General features: G+C 72.3%; 24 protein-coding genes. 16 read left to right on the top strand and 8 right to left on the bottom strand.

The features are described 5' to 3' along the window. Positions 1-39 precede the first annotated feature (39 nt). The 4 genes from NLX94_RS03970 (at position 40) to NLX94_RS03955 (ending at position 4,056) form a co-directional block, all read left to right on the top strand. Entirely contained in the window at positions 40-723 is a 684-nt protein-coding gene (locus tag NLX94_RS03970) for a response regulator transcription factor (protein ID WP_254381131.1), read from the top strand. Between the two features lie 9 nt (positions 724-732). Continuing rightward, positions 733-2,181: a HAMP domain-containing sensor histidine kinase gene (locus NLX94_RS03965; protein WP_254381130.1), complete on the top strand. Its 1,449-nt coding sequence runs from the start codon at positions 733-735 to the stop codon at positions 2,179-2,181. After that, positions 2,178-2,735, top strand: a complete 558-nt coding sequence (locus NLX94_RS03960; RefSeq protein WP_254381129.1) for a hypothetical protein — start codon at positions 2,178-2,180, stop codon at positions 2,733-2,735. The genes NLX94_RS03965 and NLX94_RS03960 overlap by 4 nt, the downstream gene beginning before the upstream one ends. A 64-nt stretch (positions 2,736-2,799) precedes the next feature. Further along, the gene (locus tag NLX94_RS03955; protein WP_254381128.1) at positions 2,800-4,056 is read left to right on the top strand and encodes a cytochrome P450; all 1,257 of its coding nucleotides are present in this window, start codon (positions 2,800-2,802) and stop codon (positions 4,054-4,056) included. Here the strand turns inward: NLX94_RS03955 and NLX94_RS03950 are convergent. Further along, positions 4,016-4,741, bottom strand: coding sequence for a hypothetical protein (locus tag NLX94_RS03950; RefSeq protein WP_254381127.1), 726 nt, complete (start codon positions 4,739-4,741; stop codon positions 4,016-4,018). The genes NLX94_RS03955 and NLX94_RS03950 overlap by 41 nt on opposite strands. 101 nt (positions 4,742-4,842) lie before the next feature. Between NLX94_RS03950 and ggt the strand changes: the two genes are divergently transcribed. Then, complete coding sequence (gene ggt / locus NLX94_RS03945) at positions 4,843-6,639, top strand: gamma-glutamyltransferase (RefSeq protein ID WP_254381126.1); 1,797 nt, start codon at positions 4,843-4,845, stop codon at positions 6,637-6,639. Between the two features lie 6 nt (positions 6,640-6,645). Here the strand turns inward: ggt and map are convergent, their stop codons facing one another. Further along, positions 6,646-7,413: a type I methionyl aminopeptidase gene (map, locus tag NLX94_RS03940; RefSeq protein WP_254381125.1), complete on the bottom strand. Its 768-nt coding sequence runs from the start codon at positions 7,411-7,413 to the stop codon at positions 6,646-6,648. A 64-nt stretch (positions 7,414-7,477) separates the two neighbouring features. Here map and NLX94_RS03935 point away from each other — a divergent pair, with 64 nt between their 5' ends. The 3 genes from NLX94_RS03935 (at position 7,478) to NLX94_RS03925 (ending at position 8,918) form a co-directional block, all read left to right on the top strand. Continuing rightward, positions 7,478-7,729 (top strand): helix-turn-helix domain-containing protein, encoded by a 252-nt coding sequence (locus NLX94_RS03935; RefSeq protein WP_254381124.1) that lies wholly within the window; start codon positions 7,478-7,480, stop codon positions 7,727-7,729. Positions 7,730-7,872: 143 nt separating this feature from the next. Further along, the gene (locus NLX94_RS03930) at positions 7,873-8,076 is read left to right on the top strand and encodes a hypothetical protein (protein ID WP_254381123.1); all 204 of its coding nucleotides are present in this window, start codon (positions 7,873-7,875) and stop codon (positions 8,074-8,076) included. After that, positions 8,073-8,918 carry an alginate lyase family protein gene (locus NLX94_RS03925; RefSeq protein ID WP_254381122.1) on the top strand — a complete coding sequence of 282 codons (846 nt, stop codon included), beginning with the start codon at positions 8,073-8,075 and terminating at the stop codon, positions 8,916-8,918. The genes NLX94_RS03930 and NLX94_RS03925 overlap by 4 nt, the downstream gene beginning before the upstream one ends. Positions 8,919-8,939: 21 nt before the next feature. Here NLX94_RS03925 and NLX94_RS03920 read toward each other — a convergent pair whose 3' ends face one another. Beyond that, complete coding sequence (locus NLX94_RS03920) at positions 8,940-9,830, bottom strand: MBL fold metallo-hydrolase (RefSeq protein WP_254381121.1); 891 nt, start codon at positions 9,828-9,830, stop codon at positions 8,940-8,942. Positions 9,831-9,963: 133 nt separating this feature from the next. Here NLX94_RS03920 and NLX94_RS03915 point away from each other — a divergent pair, with 133 nt between their 5' ends. The 7 genes from NLX94_RS03915 to NLX94_RS03885 all read left to right on the top strand — a co-directional run bounded on the left by NLX94_RS03915 (position 9,964) and on the right by NLX94_RS03885 (position 17,830). Beyond that, entirely contained in the window at positions 9,964-10,392 is a 429-nt protein-coding gene (locus NLX94_RS03915) for a MarR family winged helix-turn-helix transcriptional regulator (RefSeq protein WP_254381120.1), read from the top strand. 23 nt (positions 10,393-10,415) lie between these two features. Then, positions 10,416-10,814, top strand: coding sequence for a PPOX class F420-dependent oxidoreductase (locus tag NLX94_RS03910; protein WP_254381119.1), 399 nt, complete (start codon positions 10,416-10,418; stop codon positions 10,812-10,814). Positions 10,815-10,859: 45 nt separating this feature from the next. Beyond that, entirely contained in the window at positions 10,860-13,031 is a 2,172-nt protein-coding gene (locus NLX94_RS03905; protein WP_254381118.1) for a hypothetical protein, read from the top strand. Between the two features lie 174 nt (positions 13,032-13,205). Beyond that, positions 13,206-14,048, top strand: coding sequence for a nitrilase-related carbon-nitrogen hydrolase (locus NLX94_RS03900; RefSeq protein WP_254381117.1), 843 nt, complete (start codon positions 13,206-13,208; stop codon positions 14,046-14,048). Further along, a complete protein-coding gene (locus NLX94_RS03895; RefSeq protein ID WP_254381116.1) occupies positions 14,045-15,340 on the top strand; it encodes an aspartate aminotransferase family protein in 1,296 nt (431 codons plus the stop codon). The genes NLX94_RS03900 and NLX94_RS03895 overlap by 4 nt, the downstream gene beginning before the upstream one ends. A 17-nt stretch (positions 15,341-15,357) precedes the next feature. Continuing rightward, a complete protein-coding gene (gene hydA, locus NLX94_RS03890; protein ID WP_254381115.1) occupies positions 15,358-16,761 on the top strand; it encodes a dihydropyrimidinase in 1,404 nt (467 codons plus the stop codon). A gap of 55 nt (positions 16,762-16,816) precedes the next feature. Beyond that, positions 16,817-17,830, top strand: a complete 1,014-nt coding sequence (locus NLX94_RS03885; protein ID WP_254381114.1) for a TIGR03842 family LLM class F420-dependent oxidoreductase — start codon at positions 16,817-16,819, stop codon at positions 17,828-17,830. Positions 17,831-18,145: 315 nt separating this feature from the next. Here the strand turns inward: NLX94_RS03885 and NLX94_RS03880 are convergent, their stop codons facing one another. Further along, positions 18,146-18,631, bottom strand: a complete 486-nt coding sequence (locus NLX94_RS03880) for a hypothetical protein (protein WP_254381113.1) — start codon at positions 18,629-18,631, stop codon at positions 18,146-18,148. Positions 18,632-18,634: 3 nt separating this feature from the next. Further along, positions 18,635-18,937: a glycoside hydrolase domain-containing protein gene (locus tag NLX94_RS39570; RefSeq protein ID WP_374683892.1), complete on the bottom strand. Its 303-nt coding sequence runs from the start codon at positions 18,935-18,937 to the stop codon at positions 18,635-18,637. Positions 18,938-19,802: 865 nt separating this feature from the next. Between NLX94_RS39570 and NLX94_RS03870 the strand changes: the two genes are divergently transcribed. Beyond that, entirely contained in the window at positions 19,803-20,054 is a 252-nt protein-coding gene (locus NLX94_RS03870; protein WP_254381111.1) for a hypothetical protein, read from the top strand. Positions 20,055-20,173: 119 nt separating this feature from the next. Here NLX94_RS03870 and NLX94_RS03865 read toward each other — a convergent pair whose 3' ends face one another. From NLX94_RS03865 to NLX94_RS03855, 3 genes are all read right to left on the bottom strand, one after another. Continuing rightward, positions 20,174-22,717, bottom strand: a complete 2,544-nt coding sequence (locus NLX94_RS03865) for a sensor histidine kinase KdpD (protein WP_254381110.1) — start codon at positions 22,715-22,717, stop codon at positions 20,174-20,176. An 8-nt stretch (positions 22,718-22,725) separates the two neighbouring features. Then, a complete protein-coding gene (locus NLX94_RS03860; RefSeq protein ID WP_254381109.1) occupies positions 22,726-23,409 on the bottom strand; it encodes a response regulator in 684 nt (227 codons plus the stop codon). A 121-nt stretch (positions 23,410-23,530) separates the two neighbouring features. Continuing rightward, on the bottom strand, positions 23,531-24,247 hold the full coding sequence (locus tag NLX94_RS03855) for a potassium-transporting ATPase subunit C (protein ID WP_254381108.1): 717 nt from the start codon (positions 24,245-24,247) through the stop codon (positions 23,531-23,533). Between the last annotated feature and the right edge of the window lie 2 nt (positions 24,248-24,249).

Genomic DNA, 24,249 nt, shown 5'->3' with positions numbered 1-24,249 from the left:
CGGGAGGGGACCGATCGACGACCCTGGAATACTGACCCGATGCCACGCGTACTGCTGATCGAGGACGACCCTTCCATCAGGGAGGGCGTGGGCCTCGGCCTGCGCCGCCGGGGGCACGACGTGAGCGCCGCCGAGACCGGCGAGGAGGGACTCGAGCTCATGTCGAGCTTCCACCCCGAGCTCGTCCTGCTCGACCTCATGCTGCCCGGCATCAACGGGGTCCAGGTCTGCCGTCGGATACGCGAGACCAGCCAGGTCCCGATCATCATGCTCACCGCGCGCGGGGACGACTTCGACATAGTCGTCGGCCTCGAGGCCGGCGCCGACGACTACATCGTCAAACCCGCCCGCACCGAGGTCATCGAAGCCCGCATCAAGGCCGTGCTGCGCCGCCTCAGCGAGCCCTCCGGCGGCCGCCCCGACGTGGAGTTCCACGGAGAGCTGGCCGTCGACCGCGCCGGGCTCACCGTCGCCAAGAACGGCGAGCGCCTCCCCCTGGCCCCCAGCGAGATCAAGCTCCTGCTGCACCTGTCGGCCTCGCCCGAGCAGGTCTTCTCCCGCCAGCAGCTCCTCGAATACGTGTGGGACCACAGCTACCACGCCGACGCCCGGCTGGTGGACGCCTGCGTGCGGCGCCTGCGCCACAAGATCGAGGACCCCGACGCCGCCCCCCGCTACATCCAGACCGTGCGCGGCTTCGGCTACCGCTTCGGCCCGCTGTAAGCGGTGCGCATGAGACGTTTCGCACCGCTGGGCCTGCGCACCCGGCTGATCGCCGCCTTCCTGCTGGTCGCCGCCATCTGCGCGGTGAGCACGGCCGCGCTCACCTACCAGCAGGCCCGCAACGCGATCCTCAAGCAGAGCCAGGACACCGCCGTCAGCACCCTGCGCGACCTGGTCGACTCCCAGTACACCCAACTGCCCATGGGACAGGCGGAACTCCAGCGGCTCGTCGGGGAACTGGGCAAGCGCGGCCAGCCGCACCCCTGGATCGTCTACGGGGAGTACGGAAAGCTCCGCGCCACCTCCAATCCGGGCGGCGCGACCACCTCCAGCGCCATCACCGAACAGCTCCGCCGCCAGGTGAACTCCCATCCGCACGGGGCCTTCCAGCGCACGCAGGACCGTGCCGGCAACCTCTCCCTCGTCGTCGGCATGCCCGCCGTCTTCAAGTACGACGAGAGCTACGAGACCACCGGAGCGGTCTTCTACGCCGTCGTGCCGCTGAACACCGAGCAGGCGACCGTGGAGGCCCTGGTGACCGCCGCCCAGCGGGGCGCCGTACCGGGCCTGGCGATCGCCCTGATCCCCGCCCTGCTCGCGGCGCGCAGCGTCCTGAGGCCCGTACGGGACATGCGCAAGGCCGCCCAGCGGCTGGGACGCGGCCGGCTCGACACCCGGATCGAGGTGCGCGGAGCCGACGAACTCGCGGGACTGGCCCGCACCTTCAACGAGACGGCCCGGGCCCTCGAAGAGTCGGTCAGCGAGCTCCGGGAGGCCGAGGCCCGGGCCCGCCGCTTCGCCGCCGACGTCTCCCACGAACTGCGCACCCCGCTCGCCGGAATGCTCGCCGTCACCGAGGTCCTCGACGAGGGCGCCGAGGACCTCGACCCCGACACCGCCAAGGCCCTGCGCCTGGTCAGCGCCGAGACCGGGAAGCTCGCCGTGCTCGTCGAGGACCTCATGGAGATCTCCCGCTTCGACGCCCGCGCCGCCGAACTCAACCTCGACGAGGTGGACGTCGCCGAGACCGTCACCAAGACCCTGGAGCGCCGCCACTGGACCGACGGGCGGGTCACCACCGACCTGCCCCCGGACCTCCGCGCCCGGCTCGACCCGCGCCGCTTCGACGTGGTCCTCGCCAACCTCGTGGGCAACGCCCTCAAGCACGGCGGGGCCCCCGTCCGCGTCACCGTCCGCGCCGGGAGCGGACCCGATGGCCCGCGGCTGCTCGTCGAGGTCGCCGACAGCGGGCCCGGCATCGCCCCCGAGGTGCTGCCGCACATCTTCGACCGCTTCTTCAAGGCCGACGCCGCCCGCACCCGCTCCACGGGCAGCGGCCTGGGCCTGGCCATCACCCTGGAGAACGTCCGCCTGCACGGGGGCACCCTGCACGCGGCCAACGGCCCCGGCGGCGGGGCGCTCTTCACCCTCGACATGCCGCTGGAGGCCCGCGTATGAACCGGCTGCGCCAGGCCGCGACCGCGGCCGCGCTGACCGTCCCGCTACTGCTCGCCACCGGCTGCGGCATCGCCACCAGCGGGGTCGTCGAGAGCGGCCGCGCCGGCACCGTGAAGCTGGCCACCGCTCCGGACCCGGGCCTGCTGTACTTCCTCGCGCCCGACGGCTCGCTCGTCCCGGTCCCGGTCTCCGACCGGATGCAGCGGCCCGACGTCGGCTTCACGATCGGCGTCCTGCTGGAGGGGCCGAGCGCGGCTGTGCGGGAGGCCGGGCTGACCACCGAGGTCCCGGCGCCGGAGGCCAAGTCCCCGGACCCCAAGTCCGAGGACTCCAGGGCGAACGCCTGGCGACCGGTCAGGGTCGCCGACGACGGCACGACCGTCCGCGTGGTCCTGCCCCTCCCGGTCGCGCCGCTGTCCGGACCGGCCCGCCGCCAGCTGGCGTGCACGGCCCTCGCGGCGGTGCTCGTCAGGCCGGCCCCCCAGATCCTCCTCATCGGCTCCGACGGCAAGGAGGAGCCGGCCACCTGCGAGATCAGGCCGCCCGGGGAGTGACACCCGGGGCACGACACCCGGTGGCCCCTTGCGGGCCGGGCCGCCCGCCGCCACCGTGTGGCGCATGGACCACGGACCGGCCCCCGACGTCTTCGACCCGCGCCTCTACGCCGAAGGCGTCCCGTACGCGCGCTACCGCCTGCTGCGCGACCACCACCCGGTGGCCCGGCAGAGCGAGCCGGAAGTGCTCGGCTGGCCCGCCGGCCCCGGCTTCTGGGCCGTCACCCGGCACGCCGACGTGGTCCGGGTCCTGCGCGACCACCGCACGTACTCCTCGCACCTGGGCGCCACCCAGATCCGCGACCCCGACCCGGCCGACCTGCCCTTCCTGCGGCGCACCATACTCAACCAGGATCCGCCCGAGCACGGGACCCTGCGCCGGACCGTGGCCCGCGCCTTCACCCCGGCCCGGGTCGACGCCTTCGCCGCCCGGGTCCGCGGCCGCGCCCGTACGCTGCTGCGCGCCGCCCGCGACGGCGCCGAGGACGGGTCCGCCGACCTGGTGCGCACCGTCACCGACGAGTACGCGCTGCTCAACCTCACCGACCTGCTGGGCGTTCCGGCCGCCGACCGGGGGCTGCTGCTGGAGTGGACCGTACGGATCATCGGGTACCAGGATCCCGAGGACGCCCCGGCTCCGCTGCTCGGCCCGGACGGGAAGCCGCTGAACCCGCGCTCACCCGCGCTGCTGGGGGAGATGTTCGGGTACGCCCGCGAACTGGCCGCGTACAAGCGGGCCCACCCCGGCGACGACGTGATGACCACCCTCGCGCACGCCGGACTGGAGGACGCCGAGCTGGAGATGTTCTTCTTCCTGCTCACCGTCGCGGGCAACGACACCGTGCGCAGCGCCGCGCCCGGCGGCCTGCTCGCCCTGGCCCGCGACCCGGACGCCTACGCCGGACTCGCGGCCGGCCGGGCGCCGTTGGACCGGGCCGTGGAGGAACTCCTGCGCGTCCACCCGCCGGTGCTCAGCTTCCGCCGCACCGCCGCCGCCGACACCGAGCTCGCCGGACAGCGGATCCGGGCCGGGGACAAGGTGGTGGTCTTCCACGCCGCCGCCAACCACGACGAGCGCGTCTTCACCGACCCGGACCGCCTCGACCTCGGCCGCGCCCCCAACCCGCACGTCTCCTTCGGGGACGGCCCGCACGTCTGCCTGGGCGCCCACTTCGCCCGGCTCCAGCTGCGCGTCCTCTACGAGGAGTGGATCGCCGCCATGCCGGCGTCGGAACTGGCGGGCGCGCCCCGCCGGTTGGTGTCGAACTTCATCAACGGGATCACGCGGCTGCCACTGCGGGTGTCCGGGCCGGCCGGGTGACGTCGGCGATCAGTTCCGTCACGTCGGGGCCGTAGGCGTTGGAGTTGACCACCTTCAGCAGGATGCAGAAGGAGTCCCGGCCGTAGGTGCGGGCCAGGGACTTGTGGTGTCTGGCGAGGTAACGGGCCGCGGCGTGATTGCTGTTGGCGGTCTGGCCCGCCATGAGGAACACCGGGCGCGTGCCGGAACCGGCCGTCAGCCGGGCCAGCAGGACGTGCTCGACCAGGCCCTCCTGCCACCGGTACGTCTCCCCGCCGAGGGTGAGCGCACCCCGCTCCGGGGTGCGCTCACGGCTGTCGTCGAAGTGGACTCCCGGCAGCATGGAGGTCAGATGGGCCGCCGTGCGGGCGTTGGAGACCGGGCCGCCGACACAGAACTCGGCGCGCTCGCCGAAGCCCTGGCGTGCCCCGTCGTGGGTGACGATCTGCAGGTTCGCCCCGCAGTCCTTGATCAGCCCGGCGATCTCCAGCAGGGCGAAGGTGTCCTTGCGGTGCACCGACCCCTCGCTGCCGCTCATGTGCCGGTTGACCACGAACAGGCAGTCGGAACCGGTCGGCAGGCCGAAGAAGGCCTGCTTGCGGCGCAGGTCGCGGCGCCACAGATAGGTCCGGGTGAACCAGCCGAACCCGCCGCTGCACGCGGTGGCTATGACCCCGAGCACGATGTTGCGGACGTCGTCATTCATGCGGCGGATCGTAGCCGTCACGCGGCCGTCATGACGCGGTGGGTGCACGGAAGTTACGCTGCCGCTCCAAGGTCTGACAGGCAGTCGACTGGAGGAACCGAATGCGTGGTCCCGCCGCACGTCAGTTAGCGCTCGTCGCGCTCGCCGGGGCGCTCGTCTCGACCGGGGCCGATGCCCCGAGGTCGCAGGGCGACGCCCCGCCGAAGGTCCCGGTCGCCACCGGCTACGGCGGCGCCGTCGCCAGCGTCGACGCCGACGCCAGTGCGGTCGGCATCGCCGTGCTGCGCTCCGGCGGCAACGCGGTGGACGCCGCCGTCGCGACGGCGGCCGCACTCGGGGTCACCGAGCCGTACTCCGCCGGCATCGGCGGGGGCGGGTACTTCGTGTACTACGACGCCCGGTCCGGCCGGGTGCGCACCATCGACGGCCGCGAGACCGCCCCGGCTTCGGCCACCGCTGGGCTGTTCCAGGAGAACGGCCGGCCGATCCCCTTCGCCGAGGGCCAGACCAGCGGCCTGGGCGTCGGAGTGCCCGGCACCCCGGCGACCTGGCAGAGCGCGTTGGAGGCCTGGGGCACCCGCTCGCTGGGCCAGCTCATCAAGCCCGCCGAGAAACTGGCCCGCGAGGGCTTCACGGTGGACAGCACCTTCCGGGCCCAGACCGCTTCCAACGAGGCCCGGTTCAGGGACTTCCCCGACACGCGGGAACTCTTCCTGCCCGGCGGTGACCTCCCGGTGGTCGGCTCCACCTTCAAGAACCCCGACCTGGCCGCCACGTACGCCGAGCTCGGCCGCAAGGGCGCCGGCGCGCTCTACCGGGGCCGGCTGGCCGAGGACATCGTCCGCACCGTGCGCACGCCTCCGGTGGACCCGGCCGCCACCCGCGTGGTCCGCCCCGGCGATCTGACCACCGCGGACCTGCGCGAGTACGAGACCAAGCGCCAGGACCCGACCCGGGTCCGCTACCGCGGCCTGGACGTGTACAGCATGGCCCCGTCCTCCTCCGGCGGCACCACCGTCGGCGAGGCGCTGAACATCCTGGAGCGCACCGACCTCGGCGCCCTCACCGAGGCCCAGTACCTGCACCGGTTCATCGAGTCCTCCCGGATCTCCTTCGCCGACCGGGGCCGCTGGGTCGGCGACCCGGCCGCCGAGGACGTCCCCACGAAGGAGCTGCTCTCGCAGCGGTACGCGGACTCGCGCGGCTGCCTCATCGACCCGGCCAAGGCGCTGACCAGCCCGCTGGCCCCCGGGGACCCCCGCAACCCGGTCGCCTGCGGCGGCTCGGGGCAGGCCGCCCCGACCACCTACGAGGGGGAGAACACCACGCACCTGACCGTCGCCGACCGCTGGGGCAACGTGGTCTCCTACACGCTGACCATCGAGTCCACCGGCGGCAGCGCCATCACCGTCCCGGGGCGCGGCTTCCTGCTCAACAACGAGCTGACCGACTTCTCCTTCGCCCCGGCCGCGGCCGGGGTCCCCGACCCCAACCTGCCGGGTCCCGGCAAGCGGCCGCGCTCGTCGATGTCCCCGACCATCGTGCTGGAGGACGGACGCCCGGTGCTGGCGCTGGGCTCCCCGGGCGGGGCGACCATCATCACCACTGTGCTGCAGACCCTGACCGGGCACCTGGACCGCGGGCTCCCGCTGGTCGAGGCCATCGCGGCGCCGCGGGCCAGCCAGCGCAACCAGACCACCACCGAGCTGGAGCCGGGCCTGTGGAACAGCCCGGTCCGGGCCGAGCTGGAGGCCCTCGGCCAGGGCTTCCGGCAGAACCCGGAGATCGGCGCGGCCACCGGGGTCCAGCGGCTGCCCGACGGGCGCTGGCTGGCCGCGGCCGAGACGACGCGGCGGGGCGGCGGCTCGGCGATGGTGGTGCACCCGCAGCGGAGGTAGCACGCCCTACAGGGCGGTGAGGATCCTCGGACCGGCGGCGGTGATCGCGACCGTGTGCTCGGCGTGCGCGGCGCGGCTGCCGTCGACGGTCCGCAGGGTCCAGCCGTCCGCGTCGCAGGCGTAGTCGTCGGTGCCGCCCGCGACGAGCATCGGCTCGATCGCGATCACCATGCCGGCGCGCAGCTTCGTACCCTGGCCGGCCGGGCCCTCGTTGGGCACGCCCGGCTCCTCGTGCATGGAGCGCCCGACGCCGTGGCCGCCGAAGCCGTCGGGGATGCCGTACCCGGCGGCGCGGCAGACGGTGCCGATGGCGTGGGCGATGTCGCCGACGCGGTTGCCGGGCCGCGCGGCGGCGATGCCCGCCGCGAGGGCGGCCTCGGCGGTCCGGATCAGCCGCAGGTCCTCGGGGCGGGCCCGGCCCACGGTGAAGCTGACGGCCGCGTCGCCGACCCAGCCGTCCAGTTTCGCGCCGCAGTCGATGCTGACCAGGTCGCCGTCGCGCAGCCGGTAGCCGTCGGGGATGCCGTGCACGATCGCGTCGTTGACGGAGGCGCAGATGACGGCGGGGAAGGGCACCGGGGCGAACCGCGGCCGGTAGCCGAGGAAGGGCGAGCTCGCGCCGGCCTCGCGGAGCACCTCGCGCGCGGCCAGGTCGAGCTCCAGCAGGGACACCCCGACGGCGGCCCGGTCCCGGACGGCGGCGAGGGCGTGCGCGACGACGCGGCCCGCGGCGCGCATCCGGTCGATCGATCGGTCTGTCTTCAGTTCCACCATGCCAATAACTATACCGGTATAACTGTAACGGGATACTTATTGGGCTGCGGGGTAGGATGAGGGCATGGTCCGTACCCCCCTCACCCCCGAAGAGCGCGAGCGCGGCGAGCGGCTCGGCGCCCTGTTGCGCACGGCCCGCGGTGGCCGCAGCATGGTCGAGGTCGCGGCCAGCGCCGGGCTCTCCGCCGAAACCCTCCGCAAGATCGAGACCGGCCGGGCCCCGACCCCGGCCTTCTTCACCGTCGCCGCCCTGGCGGAGGCCCTGGGCCTCTCCCTGGACGAAGTGATGCGGCGCTGCGCCCTCGTCTCCGTGTGAGGTCCGGGGGAGCGGGCGGGTCGCGGCCGTTCGGCCGACGGGCCCGCCCTCCGGCGTGCCCTTAGGGCGGGCCCGGCGGGCCGAACGGCCCAATCGGCGGTGGGAGGACCGGGACGCGGGGCAAGCGTGAAGGCGTGTCAGACATGAACGCATCCACATCCAAGCGACTCGGCCTCGGACTCGTGGGCGCCCTCCTCGCGGGCGGCCTGCTGCTCGCGGCATGCGCCGCCCCCGAGGGCCGGGCCCACGGCAGGGACCCGGGCCAGGTGGTCTTCCGCCACCCGGGAGTCGTCGTCAGCCACACCGGGCTCCAGCCGCGTACACCCACGCCCTGCTGTGGTCGGTGAACGGCAAGGCCTCCCATGCCCGCAAGGCCGTGCAGATCATGGACGGCTGGTCGGCCGCGATGAAGCGTCACACCGAGGACAACGCGGGCCTCCAGGCCGCCTGGTCCGGCTCCACCTGGGCCCGCGCCGCCGAGATCGTCCACGCCGGCTACCCGCACTGGGGGGACGAGCGGGTCGCCCGCTTCAAGGAGATGCTGCGCACCGCCTACCTCCCGGCCGTCCGCACGCAGGTGCCGGCGTACAACGGCAACTGGGAACTGGCCATGACCGACGCCGCCTTGAGCATCTCCGTCCTCCTGGAGGACCAGGACGTCTTCCGGGAGTCCCTGGAGCGGTTCCGGGAGCGCGTCCCGGCCTACTTCTACCTCCGGCGGGACGGCGCGCACCCGCTGGCCCCGCCGCGCATCGGCATCGACTCGCCGGAGAAGGTGGCGGCGTACTGGTTCGGCCAGGGGGCGTACGCCGACGGCATGGCCCAGGAGACCTGCCGCAACCTGATGCACGTCGGCTACGCGCTCGCGGCCTCCGCGCACATCGCGGAGACGGCCTGGCACCAGGGCGTCGACCTCTACCGGGAGCAGGGCGAGCGGCTCCGGGCGGCGCTGGAGTTCCACGCGAAGTACCAGCTGGGGGAAGAGGCCCCCGGCTGGCTGTGCGGCGGCAAGCTGGAGCGCACGATGGGACCCGACCTGGAGGTCGCGCTCCAGCACTACGCGGTGCGGACGGGCGCGGAACTCCCGTACACCCGCGAGCTGGTCGAGAAGACCCGGCCGGCCGGGACGGACGACCTGTTCGTGGCGTGGGAGACCCTGACGCACGGGGAGGCGGCGCCGGTCGTCTGAGGTGCTCGGGCCCGGCCGTTCTCAGGCGTCCACGGGCTGCCAGGCCGGGCCGGTCCCGTCCTGCCGGACCCGTCCGAACACCACGTCCGCGAAGTGGACGCCGAAGCCGATGGTGTCCGGCTCCGCCAGCTCGGCGACCAGGCGGCGGCGGTGCTCGGCCGTCCGGGCGAGGTCGTGGTCGAAGGCCGCGGACCACTCGGGGTGGTCGATCTGGATCGGCGAATGGACGGCGTCGCCGAAGGCGATCAGGCGCCGGCCGCCGCCGGTGATCACGTACTCGGCGTGGCCGACGGTGTGGCCGGGGGTGATCCGTACGCGGACCCCGGGGAAGATCTCCTGGCCGTCGTCGAAGGTGCGCACGCGCGGTGCGAGGGCGGCGACCCGCTCGGTCGTGCCCTCGGCGGCGAGGAGGTCGAGCCGGTCCCATTCGGGCGCGGCGATCAGGTACTCGGCGCGGGGGAAGAGGGGCCGGTCCTCGCCCGGGACGGGGTGGACGGCCCAGCCGATGTGGTCGGAGTGGAGGTGGGTGAAGGCCACCGCCTCGATGTCCTCCGGGGCGAGGCCGAGTCCGGCCAGGCTGCCGGGGAGCGCGCCTCCGTGGATCACGCCGAGGGGTCCGTCCGGAGTCCGGAACGTCTGCGGGCCGAAGCCCGCGTCGATCAGCAGCGCCCGGCCGCCGTGCTCGACCAGCAGACCGCCGACGCTCGCCACGAGGTGGCCCGTGCCGTCCAGGTACTCCGGGTGGGCGGCCCACACCTCGTCGGTGGTGTCCGGGAGCAGCGGCCGGGGCCGGAGCCGTACGTCGCCGTCCGGCACGTACGAGACCTTCGTGTCGCCCAGCCACAGGGAGCGGATTCCCGCGGGGCGGTTCAGCCGTCCTTCGTGCGCCGCAGTCGTCGTCAATTCGGGCATGGGGGCTCCTTGGTGAAGTGCCATCAGGCTGCCGCCGGCCGGTCTGCCGGGGCGGTGCGCCAACCATAAGCATCAAGTTTGAATCATTCAAGCTGTAATTATTCTGGCTTGAGGGACTTGCTAAACTGGCGCCATGACGACACCCCCCGAGCGCCAGGCCATCGCCGAACGGCAGCTGTGCGGGCTGGTGGACGGGCTGGCCCACCGGATCGCCGAACACGTACGGGAGCGGGCCGCCACCCTGGGCCTCACCGCCTCCCAGGCGACCGCGCTGCGGGAGATGAGCGGTCCGATGACCATGAGGGAGCTCGCCGAACGCATGAGCTGCGAGCCCTCCAACGCCACCTTCGTCGTCGACAAGCTGGAGAAGCAGCTCCTGATCGAGCGGCACCCGCACCCCACCGACCGCCGTGCCCGGCAGCTCGTCCTCACCCCCGAGGGGGCCGCCCTGCGTGCCCGGCTCCTCGGCCTGCTCGCCGTGGACTCGCCGGTGTCCGGGCTCGCCCCGGAGGAGCAGGACGTACTGCGGGCCCTGCTGGAGCGGGCCGTCACCTCCCGCTGAGCGGGCCGCGTAGGGTCTGGCGCATGACGATCGAGGAGCTGGGCAGGGCGAAGTACGTCAGTCTCACCACCTTCCGCAAGGACGGCACGCCGGTGGCCACGCCGGTGTGGGCGGTGGCGGACGGCGACGAGCTGTACGTCTGGACGCGCGACGACGCCTGGAAGGTGAAGCGGATCCGCAACAACGGGCGGGCCACGGTCGTGGCCTGCGACGTGCGCGGGCGGGTGGCCGAAGGGGCCGCGGTCGCCGAGGGCGAGGCGCGGCTGCTGGACGCGGCGGGGCTGAAGCGGGTGCGGAAGCTGATGCTGCGCAAGTACACCTGGCAGTTCTGGCTGCTGGACGTGCCGGCCGCGGTGGTCCGGCGCGGGCGGCCTCACACCGCGATCGCAGTCAGGCTTGCCCCGCCCGCCGTCAACCTTTGAGACTCCTGTAGTCCGCCCGTAACACGGGTGGGATCCAATGCAGGGATGGAGACCGCGACTTCGCAGGTGATCGGCCAACTCTCCGGATACATGCGGGGGTTGACGCAGCGACTGGATTCCGGGGCGGGTTGGTACGGGGAGTTCCTGCGGCGGGACCCGGAGGGAATGCGGGCCTGCCTGGACGGGGCGGCGATGCCGCCGTGGGACGTACTGGAGTCACTGCTCGCCGACTTGGCGGCCACGACGGGCGCGGCGGCGCTCGAACGCGAGACGCGGTACGCGGCCGGACTGCGGGCCGCCGCGGTCGGGATCTGGGACCGGCTGCCGGGCGGGGAGGAGGAACTGCGCACGCTGCTCGCGTCGGCCGCGGAGCAGCGGGCCCGGGCCCGGACGGCCCAGCGCCTGCTGACCGCGCGGCTCGCGGAAGCGGTGGACCCGGCGGAGGCGGAGGCCCTGTCCCGGGAACTCTCCTGGACCCGCGACGACGCCGCCCGCGCGACGGCCCGCCACGAGGACCTCGCGGCCCGCCTGGAGGCGGTGACCCCGGACGGCGACCGCCCCGGACCCCCGTCCCGGCCGGACCCCCTGCACGCGGTACCGGCACAGCGCGGGACGCCTGCGGCGGCTTGGCCGGGGGTACGGGGCGGGGCGCGGGGTGCGGAGCCTGCCGGGGGATCGGCGGGAGCGAGTGGCGGGGTGGAGGCTGCGGCGGTGTGGCCGGGGCCGCGCGAAGGAATGCGGCCCGTCGCGCGGACGGGATCCCGAGCCGGGGCGCGGGCGGAGGCGCCGGCGGGGGCCGCGGGGGTGTGGGGCGGCGCGCGGGCAGAGTCCTGGGCCGGGGCGCCCGCGGAGGCGCAGGGCGCGGCTCCGGGCGCGATGTCGGACATGGCAGCAGACAGGGAATCGGGCCGGGGATCGGACACGGCGCCGGAAGGGGCCGGGCGGCCGGTCGGGCGGGCCGAGGGGCGGTGGCTGCGCGGTGCGCGGCGCGGCGGCGGGGCCCGGTACGCGGGGGCGGGGGTGGAGGCAGCCGGAGCCCGAGCCGTCGCCCTGCCCCCGGAGGATCCTTCGTCCGCCACGCCCCTGCGCGGCGCCCGCTTCGGGCGGCCCGCCCGACCGGCCGCCGGGCCCGCCCCGGCGGGGGATCCGGGGCCGGAGCAGGGCGCTGCGGCGGGAGGCCCCGCCCCCGTCGCAGCGACACGCCCCGGCGTCCCGGCCTGGAGTACGGAGCACACCCCCGGACCCGGCAGCGCCGCCGCCCCGGGGCCCCGGCCCCACCCGCAGGGCGAGCCCGCCCCCTGGCCGGACGGGGCCTCCGCCCCGACCCCCGACACCGGCCCGCCCGGCACGTGGGGCAACCCCGCCGCGGGTGCGCAGGGAGGCGCGTCCACCGAGTGGCACGCTGCGGCCTCCGGCCCCGGTGCTCAGGGGGAGTTCGGCGGCTCCGCCTCCGCCGCGGGGGTGCAGGGCGGCGTGTCCGCCGAGTGGCTCGCTGCGGCCTCCGGCCCCGGTGCACACGGTGTGCCCGGCGACCCCGCCTCCGCCGCGGGTTCCCAGGGAGGCGCGTCCGCCCAGTGGCACGCTCCGGCCCCCGGCACCGGCGTGCACGGCGGCCCCGCGTCCGCCGAGGCTCCGCAGGGCGCGCCCGCTCCGTGGATCGCTCCGGCCCCCGGCCAAGAGGCGTCGGGTGGTGCGGAGCGGGGGGTGGGGGATGTCCTCGGGTTTGTGGAGGGGCTGGTGGGGCTGCGGGGGCAGGGGCGGAGTGGGGAGGCGCACGCGTTGCTCTGCGAGGCCGCCGCCGGGCCCGCCGGGCAGTTGGTGCGGCTGGGGGAGGAGCTGGCGCGCGCCGGGCTGGCCGCGGACTGGGCGACCCTGCTCTGGGAGGCGGCCTCGCTGCCGCCCGCCCGGTTCGCCGCGGCCGCCGCCGCGCTCGGGCCGGCCGACCGCGAAGCCCTGCTGCGCCAGGGCGTGGCCCGGCCGGCCGCAGAGATCGCCGAGGCCGTCCTCGTCCTCGCGGACGCCGGCCACACTCCGCAGGCCGACGCCCTGCTCGCCGCCTTCGTCCGGGTCCGCACCGCCGAGGAGTCGGCCCGGCTCGCCCGCCGGGACCCCCGGTGGTTCGCGCCCCGGCTGCTGCGCGCCGCCGAAGCCCTCTCGGGGGCCCATCACCGCGACCTGTTGCATGCCCTTCGAGTCGCGAATCTGCCCGTCGGATGATCGGAAACGACTGCGTGCCGACGTAACTCCTGCGTTTGGAGATCGACTACTCCAACCGCGCAACGCGGTCTTGCCCCCGGCCTGACCGAGGCCTACCTTCAACTCCCTACGCGCAGCCGTCGTACACCCTCTACGTGCGTAGAAGCCGGCGTACCCCGTCGCGAGGAGCAGCTCATGGCCCAAGTCGTCCGCGCCGCACTCGTCCAGGCCACCTGGACCGGAGACACCGAGTCGATGATCGCCAAACACGAGGAGCACGCCCGCCGGGCCGCCGCCCAGGGCGCGAAGATCATCGGCTTCCAGGAAGTCTTCAACGCCCCCTACTTCTGCCAGGTCCAGGAGCCCGAGCACTACCGCTGGGCCGAGGCCGTCCCCGACGGCCCCACCGTCCGGCGGATGCAGGCCCTCGCCCGCGAGACCGGCATGGTGATCGTCGTGCCTGTCTTCGAGCTGGAGTCCGAGGGGTTCTACTACAACACCGCCGCGGTCATCGACGCCGACGGAAGCTACCTCGGCAAGTACCGCAAGCACCACATCCCCCAGGTCAGGGGCTTCTGGGAGAAGTACTACTTCCGCCCGGGCAACCTCGGCTTCCCCGTCTTCGACACCGCGGTCGGCAAGGTCGGCGTCTACATCTGCTACGACCGCCACTTTCCGGAGGGCTGGCGCGAACTCGGGCTGAACGGCGCCCAGTTGGTCTACAACCCCTCCGCCACCTCCCGGGGCCTCTCCGGCTACCTGTGGCAGCTGGAGCAGCCCGCCTCCGCCGTCGCCAACGAGTACTTCGTCGCCGCCATCAACCGCGTCGGCCAGGAGGAGTACGGCGACAACGACTTCTACGGCACCAGCTACTTCGTCGACCCGCGCGGCCAGTTCGTCGGGGAGGTCGCCAGCGACAAGGAGGAGGAACTCCTCGTCCGCGACCTCGACTTCGACCTCATCAAGGAGGTCCGCGACCAGTGGGCCTTCTACCGCGACCGCCGCCCCGACGCCTACGGAGGACTCGTACAGCCGTGACCAACCCGATCCCCCTGCACAGCCGGCACCGCTCCGTCCTGCCCGACTGGCTCGCGCTCTACTACGACCGCCCCCTCGAACTCACCCACGGCGAGGGCCGCCACGTCTGGGACGCGGACGGCAACCGCTACCTCGACTTCTTCGGCGGCATCCTCACCACGATGACCGCCCACGCCCTGCCCGAGGTCACCAAGGCCGTCTCCGAACAGGCCGGGCGGATCATCCACTCCTCCACCCTCTACCTCAACCGCCCGATGATCGAACTGGCCGAGCGCGTCTCGGCGTTGTCCGGCATCCCCGACGCCCGGGTCTTCTTCACCACCTCCGGCACCGAGGCCAACGACACCGCCCTGCTGCTCGCGACGACGTACCGCCGCTCCAACCAGATCCTGGCGATGCGCAACAGCTACCACGGCCGGTCCTTCTCCACCGTCTCGATCACCGGCAACCGCGGCTGGTCCCCGACCAGCCTCTCGCCGCTCCAGACGTACTACGTGCACGGCGCGGTCCGCACCCGCGGCCCCTTCGCCCACCTCGACGACACCGCCTTCACCGCCGCTGCCGTCGCCGACCTGGAGGACGTGCTCGGCCAGGCGCGCGGCGGGGTCGCCGCGCTCATCGCCGAACCGGTGCAGGGCGTCGGCGGGTTCACCTCACCGCCCGACGGGCTCTACGGGTCCTTCCGCGAGGTCCTCGACCGGCACGGCATCCTCTGGATCAGCGACGAGGTGCAGACCGGCTGGGGCCGTACCGGCGAGCACTTCTGGGGCTGGCAGGCCCACGCCCAGAACGGCCCGCCGGACATCATCACCTTCGCCAAGGGCATCGGCAACGGCATGTCCATCGGCGGAGTCGTGGCCCGCGCCGAGGTGATGAACTGCCTCGACTCCAACTCCATCTCCACCTTCGGCGGTTCACCGGTCACCATGGCGGCCGGCGTGGCCAACCTCTCCTACCTCCTCGAACACGACCTCCAGGGCAACGCCCGCCGCGTCGGCGGCCTGCTGCTCGAGCGGCTGCGGGCCATCGCCGCGACCGTGCCCGCCGTACGGGAGGTACGCGGCCGGGGCCTGATGGCCGGCCTGGAGCTGACGGAGCCGGGCACCGACCGGGCCGACCCGGACGCGGCCGCCGCCGTACTGGAGGCCGCCCGGGCCGGCGGCCTGCTGCTCGGCAAGGGCGGCGGCCACAACACCAGCGTGCTGCGCATCGCGCCGCCGCTCTCCCTCACCGTCGCCGAGGCGGAAGAGGGCGCAGAAATCCTCGCCGAGGCCCTCCGCACCCTCAACTAGCACCGGGGGAGACGTACATGAGCAGCATCCGCACCCTGATCCGCGGCGGGCTCGTCATCACCGCGTCCGACGAGCTCCACGCCGACGTGCTGATCGAGGACGGCCGGGTCGCCGCCCTCGCGGCGCACGGCACGGCGGCCGCCGCGACCTGGACGGCCGACCGGACGATCGACGCGAGCGGGAAGTACGTCATCCCCGGCGGAGTCGATGCCCACACCCACATGGAGCTGCCGTTCGGCGGCACGGCGGCCTCCGACACCTTCGAGACCGGCACCCGGGCCGCCGCCTGGGGCGGCACCACCACCATCGTGGACTTCGCCGTCCAGACACCGGGGCACGCCCTGCGCGAGGGCCTCGACACCTGGTACGCCAAGGCCGACGGCAAGTGCGCCGTCGACTACGCCTTCCACATGATCCTCTCGGACGTCAACGAGCGGACCCTGAAGGAGATGGACCACCTGGTGGGGGAGGGGGTCACCTCCTTCAAGCTGTTCATGGCGTACCCCGGGGTCTTCTACAGCGACGACGGCCAGATCCTGCGCGCGATGCAGCGGGCCTCCGGCAACAGCGGGCTGATCATGATGCACGCCGAGAACGGCATCGCGATCGACGTGCTCGTCGAACAGGCCCTGGCCCGCGGGGAGACGGACCCCCGCCACCACGGCGAGGTCCGCAAGGTGCTGCTGGAGGCGGAGGCCACGCACCGCGCCATCCAGCTGGCGCGGGTGGCCGGTTCGCCTCTCTACGTGGTCCACGTCTCGGCGGAGGAGGCGGTCGCCGAGCTGGCGGCGGCCCGGGACAAGGGTCTGCCGGTGTTCGGCGAGACGTGCCCGCAGTACCTCTTCCTGTCCACCGACAACCTGGCGGAGCCCGACTTCCAGGGCGCCAAGTACGTCTGCTCCACCCCGCTCCGGCCGCGCGAGCACCAGGCGGCGCTGTGGCGGGGGCTGCGCACGAACGACCTCCAGGTGGTCTCCACCGACCACTGCCCCTTCTGCTTCCGGGGCCAGAAGGAGCTGGGCCGGGGCGACTTCTCGAAGATCCCGAACGGGCTGCCGGGGGTGGAGAACCGCATGGACCTCCTCCACCAGGCCGTCCTGGACGGGCACATCGGCCGCCGGCGCTGGATCGAGATCGCGTGCGCGACCCCGGCCCGGATGTTCGGCCTCTACCCGCAGAAGGGCACCATCGCGCCGGGCTCCGACGCCGACATCGTCCTCTACGATCCGCACGCCGAGCAGGTCATCTCCGCCGAGACGCACCACATGAACGTGGACTACTCGGCGTACGAGGGCAAGCGGATCACCGGACGCGTCGACACGGTCCTGTCCCGGGGCGAACTCGTCATCGACCGGCGCGAGTTCACCGGCCGCGCCGGCCACGGGGCCTTCATCCACCGCTCCACCTGCCAATACCTCTAGGGGCTGCCGGGGCCCGCACGCCCCGGCACCCGTACTCCCCAGCAAGGAGCGACGCATGGACTTCGGCCTCGTCCTGCAGACCGACCCGCCCGCCTCGCAGGTGGTCAGCCTCATGAAGCGCGCGGAGCGCAACGGCTTCCGCTACGGCTGGACCTTCGACTCGGCGGTCCTGTGGCAGGAGCCGTTCGTCATCTACAGCCAGATCCTGGCCAACACCCAGCGCATGCACGTCGGACCGATGGTCACCAACCCGGGCACCCGCACCTGGGAAGTGACCGCCTCCACCTTCGCCACCCTCAACGACATGTACGGGAACCGCACCGTCTGCGGGATCGGCCGCGGCGACTCGGCGATGCGGGTCGCCGGGCGCGCCCCCAACACCCTGGCCCGCCTCGGCGAGGCCATCGAGGTCATCCGTGACCTGGCGGAGGGCCGCGAGGCGGTCGTGGACGGCAATCCGATCCGCATCCCGTGGATCACGGACGGGAAGCTGCCCGTCTGGATGGCCGCGTACGGGCCCAAGGCCCTCGCGCTCGCCGGCCAGAAGGCCGACGGCTTCATCCTCCAGCTCGCCGACCTCTACCTCACGGAATGGATGATCAAGGCGGTCCGCGAGGCCGCCGCCGCGGCCGGCCGGGACCCGTCCACGATCACCATCTGCGTGGCGGCCCCGGCGTACGTCACGGCCGACGACTCCGCGCGGGCCCTGGCCCACGCCCGCGACCAGTGCCGCTGGTTCGGCGGCATGGTCGGCAACCACGTCGCCGACCTCGTCTCCCGCTACGGCGAACACTCCTCGATGGTCCCCGAGGAACTGACCGAGTACATCAAGTCCCGCCACGGCTACGACTACAGCCACCACGGCCGCGCAGGGAACCCCTCCACCGACTTCGTCCCCGACGAGATCGTCGACCGCTTCTGCCTCCTGGGCCCCGCCGAGGCCCACATCGAGAAGCTGCGCGCCCTGCGCGACCTCGGCGTGGACCAGTTCGCCCTGTACGACATGCACGACGCCCGCGAGGCGACCATCGACGCGTACGGCTCCGACATCATCCCGTCGTTCAGCTGACTCTCGCTGGTGGCGCAGGGCCGACCAGGAAGCCGGCCCTGCGCCGACGTCCCGCGGGGGGCTTGTGGAGGCTCACCGGTACTGCGCGGCACGGTGACGCCGGGAGGTGGAACAGGCCTTCGTGAGGGCGCCGATCGGTGCCGTCCCCCCGCCCACACCGGGCGGATAGGAGCCCGGCCGGATCACCACTGCAGTGCGCCCGATGCCCGGTTGGATTCCGGAGGTGACTGTCGCGCACCTCTGACGGGTGGAGCCAGCCGGCTATCGGGTTCGGCTCCCCGCGCAGCCCGAGAGTCTCGACCTCGAATCAACGGGTCAGCCTTCCTTCCGTTGTGCCGTGTTCTGCTTGCGGCCGAGGGCGACGGACGTGACGGCCGCCGTCAGGGCGAGTGCCAGCAGTACGGCCACCGAGGGGTTGATGTAGTCGGGTACGAGCACGGTGTGAGTGCGGCCGCCGGGCATGTGGCAGACCAGTTGCAGAGGGATGAAGTCACCGGTGATGGCTTCCGCTCCCGGCCCCTCTGCCACGCCCTGCACCTTGGCGCACTCCACCCCGCGCTCCTGGCGCTCGACGAACAGGAGGTGGAGGCAGCCCCAGAGATACATGGCGAGCGCGCCGGCCGCGGCCGTCAGGGACAGGTCCCGGCACGCAGTGGCCGGGGTGCCGCCCCGCACATGCTTCCGGGACAGGCGTGAGCCGAGGTAGACGAGCAGACTGACCAGGAGCGCAGCCCCGACGAACGCGATCGTGAACAGGGCGGGGAAGCCGTGTCCCTGGTATGGGTCGGATGCGATTGCCACCAGTCAGGCCCCTCGGATGATGCGGTTGCAATTCTCGAAGATGTCGTACAGCGGGATGCGCAACTGCGCGTCGATGAAGGCCGGTTCGACGTAGCCCTCCTTGGCGACGCGGGAGCGCACGTTGCGCGGACCGTCAGTGCCAGTCTGGTACGGGTTCCCCATCCGCTGCATCTGATTCTTGACGCTCCGGAAGTAGGGCAGGGTATGCGCGGTGACCTCATCGTTGACGGCGTCGTAGTCCACCGCGAAGTAGGTCCGCGAACCGGGCTGGAATCCGTGCTCCTCGGCCTTGTGCGCAGCGCTCATGCGGTCGGCGACGCCCTGCTTGATGCTGTGGAGGGCAGATTGAATGATGCGACAGAAGTTGACCGAAGGAGTCCGACAGTGAGCGGATTCCCGTCTCGTACTGCAACGCCCGAGTGAGGGCTGCATTACGGTCCAGCTGGTCTTTCCGTTCTCGGCGAGCTTTGATATGCCGAGCGTTGCGCCGTTGTCGTAAGTTGTGTTGATGAACCTTTGGGCGTGCAGCACCTTCTCGTCAGCCACGAAGTCCCTTTCTTGAGAGTTGATTGGAGAGTTCCAGCAGGCGGAGCTCGCCTGACTTGGCAATCCTCAGATCTTCTGGCCGACGCAGCTGACACCCGGATGCGACGAGAAGTGGACGCGATAAGTCGCTACGCACTCGCCACTGGAAGCGGACGCAGAGGCTGTAGCGCAGCCGGGCACGCAAGGGGTCGGGGCGTCTGGAATTGTGCCGATATCTCGGGCCCGGATCAGCAAAGGCACTGGTCGTTGGCGCCCGTTCTGCGCGGGAACGCCCCCAACTTAGTCCATCAAACTCTGCGAGGGGAGCGGGATTGCGTCAGGAAGGGATGTCTGGAAACTGTCTTATCTGTCTTGAATCGGCTGTTCAATCCAGGCTGGGAATCCAGAAAATGATCAAGCCGTGGCTCATGTCGAGCGCTGAAACGGAATGAGAAGGTTCGCCATGGGTGGACGGATCCAGGCGGCCGAGTTTGACCAGGGCAGAGCTTCGTGGCTGGGCGGATGGATGGAGTGGGGCGCCCGGGGCCGATGCGGAAGCGTGAGGCGGCTCTGAAGGTCGGGCGGCCGGAGGATTCCAGGGCGTCTGCGCAGCAGGACCGCGGGCAGGCCGCGGAAGGAGTCGCTGGTGGCCGGATCAGGTATGGATGGGGTGGCGTGCCACTGCCGGGAGCTGAGTGGTCAGGCCACGGCCGACCCCTTGGCGAGCGCCCCCGCGTTCGGCCGCGTTGTTGACGGCATGCACCGGCTGCGCGCCGCAGGGTTGCGCGGTGCGCGCGACCTGTCCGTCCGCTGCGTCGAGGGCTCGTCGGCTGACCAGTCCAATAACCGCCACGGACTGTCCCTGACCCTCAAGGACCGCAGCGCGGCGGTCAGCTGAGCCTCTCCCAAGACCGTGGGAGCCGCACGAAGGAGATGTCTCCCGCTACGGCGGACACTCCTCGATGGTCCCCGATGCGTACGGCTCCGGGGTCATTCCGGCGTTCGGCTGATCTGGGGTCAGGTCATGGAGTCGGCCGGGAGTTCGGCGGTCGTCGGGCGGGCGCTGCCGGCCAGGGGGAGGGTGAGGACCATCGTCAGGCCGCCGCCGGGGGTGTCCTCGGCGGTCAGGGTGCCGTCCATGGCCTCCAGGAAACCTCGGGCGACCGCCAGGCCCAGGCCCACTCCGGCACCGGCGGGGGCGTCCCCGTACCGCTGGAAGGGTTCGAATATGCGGTCCTTGGCCTCGTCGGGGACGCCCGGGCCGCGGTCCACGACGCGCAGTTCGAGCCGCTCGGCCAGGGAGCTGGCGGAGACGAGGACGCTCTGACCGGCGGGGCTGTACTTGACGGCGTTCTCGACGATGTTGGCCACGGCCCGTTCGAGGAGGCCGCGGTCGACGGCGACCATGGGCAGCGTCTCGGGGATGTCGAGGACCGCGCTGTCGTCGGGTACCCCGGCCAGGGCCATCGGGACCACCTCGTCGAGGTCGGTCTCGCGGATGAGCGGGACGACGGTCCCGGTCTGCAGGCGGGACATGTCGAGCAGGTTCCCGATCAGGTGGTCGAGGCGGTCGGCGCCGTCCTCGATGCCTTCCAGGAGGTCGGCCCGGTCCTCCTCGGACCAGTCGACGTCGGTGGATCGGAGGGAAGTGACCGAGACCTTGATGCCGGCGAGCGGGGTGCGCAGGTCGTGGCTGACTGCGGCGAGGAGCGCGGTGCGGATCTGGTTGCCTTCGATGAGGCGGCGGGCCTCCTCGGCCTCGTCGACGAGGCGCTGGCGGTCGAGTACGACGGCTGCCTGGGCGGCGAAGGCCCCGAGGACGCGCCGGTCCTCGGCCGGCAGGACCCGGCCGGTCAGGGCCAGCGCCATGTTCTCGCCGATGGGCATGTCGACGGCGGCGTCCTCGGGGCGGGTCACCGGATTCCGGCCGGTGCTGCCCGCGCAGGTCCACGGGTCGACTTCGCTGCCGCGTTCCAGGAGGGCGACCGATTCCATGGCGAAGGTCTCGCGGACCCGCTCCAGCAGGGCGTCCAGGGCGGTTTCACCGCGCAGGATGCTGCCGGCGAGGAAGGAGAGGATCTCGGACTCGGCGCGGAGCCGGGCGGCCTGGTGGGTGCGCCGGGCGGCCAGGTCGACGACGGAGGCCACCGACACCGCGACGCCCACGAAGATCGCTATGGCGAGGATGTTCTTGGGGTCGGAGATCGTGAACTCGTGGAGCGGCGGGGTGAACCAGTAGTTCAGCAGCAGGGAGCCGAAGGCCGCCGAGGCCAGGGCGGGCAGGAGCCCGCCGAGCATGGCGGCCGCCACCGTGAAGGTGAGGAACAGCAGCATGTCGTTGGCGAGCCCGAGGCCGGGCACGACCTGGTTGAGCAGGACCGTGAGCAGCGCCGGGCCGACGACACCGACGAGCCAGCCCCAGACGACCCGCAGCCTGCCGAGCCGCGCGCCGCGCGCGACGGGCAGGATCCGGCCCTTGGCCATCTCGTCGTGGGTGACGATGTGGACGTCGAGGTCCGGACCGGATTCCCGGGCGACGGTGGCGCTCACGCCGGGCCGGAGCACCGACTGCCAGGAACGCCGGCGGCTGACGCCGAGGACGATCTGCGTGGCGTTGCACCCGCGGGCGAACTCCAGCAGGGCGTCGGGGACGTTGTCCCCTATGACGTGGTGGAAGGTGCCGCCGAGATCCTCGACCAGGGTGCGCTGGACGGCGAGTTCCTTGGGGGAGGCGGCGGTCAGCCCGTCGCTGCGAGCGATGTACACGGCCAGGACCTCACCACCCGATCCCTTCTCGGCGAGGCGGGCGGCGCGCCGGATGAGGGTGCGGCCCTCCGGTCCGCCGGTGAGGCCGACGACGATGCGTTCGCGGGCCTGCCAGGTGGAGCGGATGTTGTGCTCGCCGCGGTACTCCTGGAGGTACTCGTCGACGCGGTCGGCGACCCAGAGCAGGGCGAGCTCGCGCAGGGCGGTGAGGTTCCCGGGGCGGAAGTAGTTGGACAGGGCCGCGTCGACCTTGTCCGGCTTGTAGATGTTGCCGTGGGCCATGCGGCGGCGCAGGGCCTGCGGGGACATGTCGACCAGCTCGATCTGGTCGGCGCGCCGTACGACCTCGTCGGGGACCGTCTCGCGCTGCCGCACCCCGGTGATCGTCTCGACGACGTCGCCGAGGGATTCGAGGTGCTGGATGTTGACGGTCGAGACGACATCGATGCCGGCCCGGAGCAGCTCCTCCACGTCCTGCCAGCGCTTGGTGTTGCGCGAGCCCGGCACGTTGGTGTGGGCGAGCTCGTCCACGAGCGCGACGGCGGGGCGGCGCGCGAGGATCGCGTCCACGTCCATCTCGGTGAAGGTGGTGTCCCGGTACTCCAGTTCGCGCCGGGAGATCTGCTCCAGCCCGTGCAGCATCACCTCGGTGCGGGGGCGGTTGTGGTGCTCCACGAAGGCGACGACGACATCGGTGCCGCGCTCCACCCGGCGGTGGCCCTCCGAGAGCATCGCGTACGTCTTGCCGACGCCGGGGGCCGAGCCCAGGTAGATACGAAACTTGCCGCGTCCCATTGTTTACGTCATCCCTCGAAGCGGTAGCCCATGCCGGGCTCGGTGATCAGGTACCTCGGGTGCGAGGGGTCCGCTTCCAGCTTGCGGCGCAGCTGGGCCATGTAGACCCGCAGGTAGTTGGTGTGCTCGGAGTACGTCGGTCCCCAGACGTCCAGCAGGAGCTTGCGCTGGCTGATCAGCCGGCCGGGGTGGGTGATCAGGATCTCCAGGAGGTGCCACTCGGTGGGCGTCAGACGCACGCCGCGGCCGCCCCGCACGACCTTCTTCGCGACGAGGTCGACGCTGAAGTCCTCCGTCGTGACCACCGAGATCTCGTGGGTGGGGGCCGGGACCTCCCGGCGGCGCACGGCGGCCCGCAGCCGGGCGAGGAGCTCGTCCATGCTGAACGGCTTGGTGACGTAGTCGTCGGCGCCCGCGTCCAGGGCGCGGATCTTCTCCTCGGACGTGTGCCGGGCCGAGAGGACGAGGATCGGCACGCCGCTGCCCTCCCGTACGTCCTTGATCACGTCGATGCCGTCCATGTCCGGCAGACCGAGGTCCAGCAGGATGACGTCCGGCTTGCGGACGACCGTGAGCCTCAGGGCGGTGTTTCCGTCGGAAGCCGTCTCCACCTCGAACTTCCGCGCCTCGAGGTTGATCCTGAGCGCACGTACGAGCTGGGCGTCGTCCTCCACCACCAGCACCTTGGTCATCGGTGTGCGGCCTTCCTCTTTCGGTGGGTACGGGGCGGAGCCGGCGGGACGCGGGCCGCCTCCCAGCGGCGGCTGGGGAGCTTCGTGTCTCGCCGGCTCCGGACCCTCGCAGTGCGCAACGTCAGCTCTTGGACAGTGCCTTCAGAGCGATGTTGAGCTCGAGGACGTTGACGCGGGGCTCGCCCATGAAGCCGAGGGTGCGGCCGGTCGTGTGGTCGGCGACGAGCTTCTCGACCTGCTTGACGTCGAGCTTGTTCTGCTCGGCGACGCGGTGGATCTGGAGCTCGGCGTACGCGGGGGAGATGTCCGGGTCGAGGCCGGAGCCGGAGGAGGTGACGGCGTCGGCCGGCACGTCCTCGGGCCTGACCTCGTAGGAGTCCGTGGAGTTGTCCGCGATCACGGATTTCTTGGCGGCGAGGACCTGGGCGCAGAGGGTGCCCTCTTCGGCCTGGTCGGTGCACTTGCCGTTGACCGCGCCGTTGTCGGCGGAGCGGTTGGTGGCGCCCGAGAGGATCAGCGAGTATTGGGTGTTGACGCTGTTGCTGCCCAGGCCGTTGGAGGGGCGCGGCTGGAACCACTTCAGGTCCGGCTCGACCGCTTCTTCGGCGTCGTCGGGGTCCTTCTTCGGCAGGTGGTAGCTCTGCCCGATGAGGGAGGAGCCGACGACCTGGCCGCTCTCGTCCTTGATCTCGGAGCCGTTGGCCTTCCGGCCGAAGGCGGCCTGGGCGATGCCGGTGACGGCGAGCGGGTAGATCACGCCGCACACGATCGTGAGGACCAGCAGGGCCCGCAGGCCTGCCCCGATCAACCGTGCTGTGTTGCCTACGGAGTTGTTCATGG

This window comes from Streptomyces sp. TBY4 (genome assembly GCF_024213195.1).
Taxonomy (GTDB): Bacteria; Actinomycetota; Actinomycetes; order Streptomycetales; family Streptomycetaceae; genus Streptomyces.
The sequence above is the reverse complement of the archived record's forward strand: the minus strand, read 5'-3'. Positions and strand labels throughout refer to the sequence as shown.

Bases quoted from the DNA above. Each gene is read 5' to 3' on its own strand.
- NLX94_RS03970 (WP_254381131.1), top strand. From the start codon at position 40: ATGCCACGCGTACTGCTGATCGAGGACGACCCTTCCATCAGGGAGGGC.
- NLX94_RS03965 (WP_254381130.1), top strand. From the start codon at position 733: ATGAGACGTTTCGCACCGCTGGGCCTGCGCACCCGGCTGATCGCCGCC.
- NLX94_RS03960 (WP_254381129.1), top strand. From the start codon at position 2,178: ATGAACCGGCTGCGCCAGGCCGCGACCGCGGCCGCGCTGACCGTCCCG.
- NLX94_RS03955 (WP_254381128.1), top strand. From the start codon at position 2,800: ATGGACCACGGACCGGCCCCCGACGTCTTCGACCCGCGCCTCTACGCC.
- NLX94_RS03950 (WP_254381127.1), bottom strand. From the start codon at position 4,741: ATGAATGACGACGTCCGCAACATCGTGCTCGGGGTCATAGCCACCGCG.
- ggt (WP_254381126.1), top strand. From the start codon at position 4,843: ATGCGTGGTCCCGCCGCACGTCAGTTAGCGCTCGTCGCGCTCGCCGGG.
- map (WP_254381125.1), bottom strand. From the start codon at position 7,413: ATGGTGGAACTGAAGACAGACCGATCGATCGACCGGATGCGCGCCGCG.
- NLX94_RS03935 (WP_254381124.1), top strand. From the start codon at position 7,478: ATGGTCCGTACCCCCCTCACCCCCGAAGAGCGCGAGCGCGGCGAGCGG.
- NLX94_RS03930 (WP_254381123.1), top strand. From the start codon at position 7,873: ATGAACGCATCCACATCCAAGCGACTCGGCCTCGGACTCGTGGGCGCC.
- NLX94_RS03920 (WP_254381121.1), bottom strand. From the start codon at position 9,830: ATGCCCGAATTGACGACGACTGCGGCGCACGAAGGACGGCTGAACCGC.
- NLX94_RS03915 (WP_254381120.1), top strand. From the start codon at position 9,964: ATGACGACACCCCCCGAGCGCCAGGCCATCGCCGAACGGCAGCTGTGC.
- NLX94_RS03910 (WP_254381119.1), top strand. From the start codon at position 10,416: ATGACGATCGAGGAGCTGGGCAGGGCGAAGTACGTCAGTCTCACCACC.
- NLX94_RS03905 (WP_254381118.1), top strand. From the start codon at position 10,860: ATGGAGACCGCGACTTCGCAGGTGATCGGCCAACTCTCCGGATACATG.
- NLX94_RS03900 (WP_254381117.1), top strand. From the start codon at position 13,206: ATGGCCCAAGTCGTCCGCGCCGCACTCGTCCAGGCCACCTGGACCGGA.
- hydA (WP_254381115.1), top strand. From the start codon at position 15,358: ATGAGCAGCATCCGCACCCTGATCCGCGGCGGGCTCGTCATCACCGCG.
- NLX94_RS03885 (WP_254381114.1), top strand. From the start codon at position 16,817: ATGGACTTCGGCCTCGTCCTGCAGACCGACCCGCCCGCCTCGCAGGTG.
- NLX94_RS39570 (WP_374683892.1), bottom strand. From the start codon at position 18,937: ATGAGCGCTGCGCACAAGGCCGAGGAGCACGGATTCCAGCCCGGTTCG.
- NLX94_RS03865 (WP_254381110.1), bottom strand. From the start codon at position 22,717: ATGGGACGCGGCAAGTTTCGTATCTACCTGGGCTCGGCCCCCGGCGTC.
- NLX94_RS03860 (WP_254381109.1), bottom strand. From the start codon at position 23,409: ATGACCAAGGTGCTGGTGGTGGAGGACGACGCCCAGCTCGTACGTGCG.
- NLX94_RS03855 (WP_254381108.1), bottom strand. From the start codon at position 24,247: ATGAACAACTCCGTAGGCAACACAGCACGGTTGATCGGGGCAGGCCTG.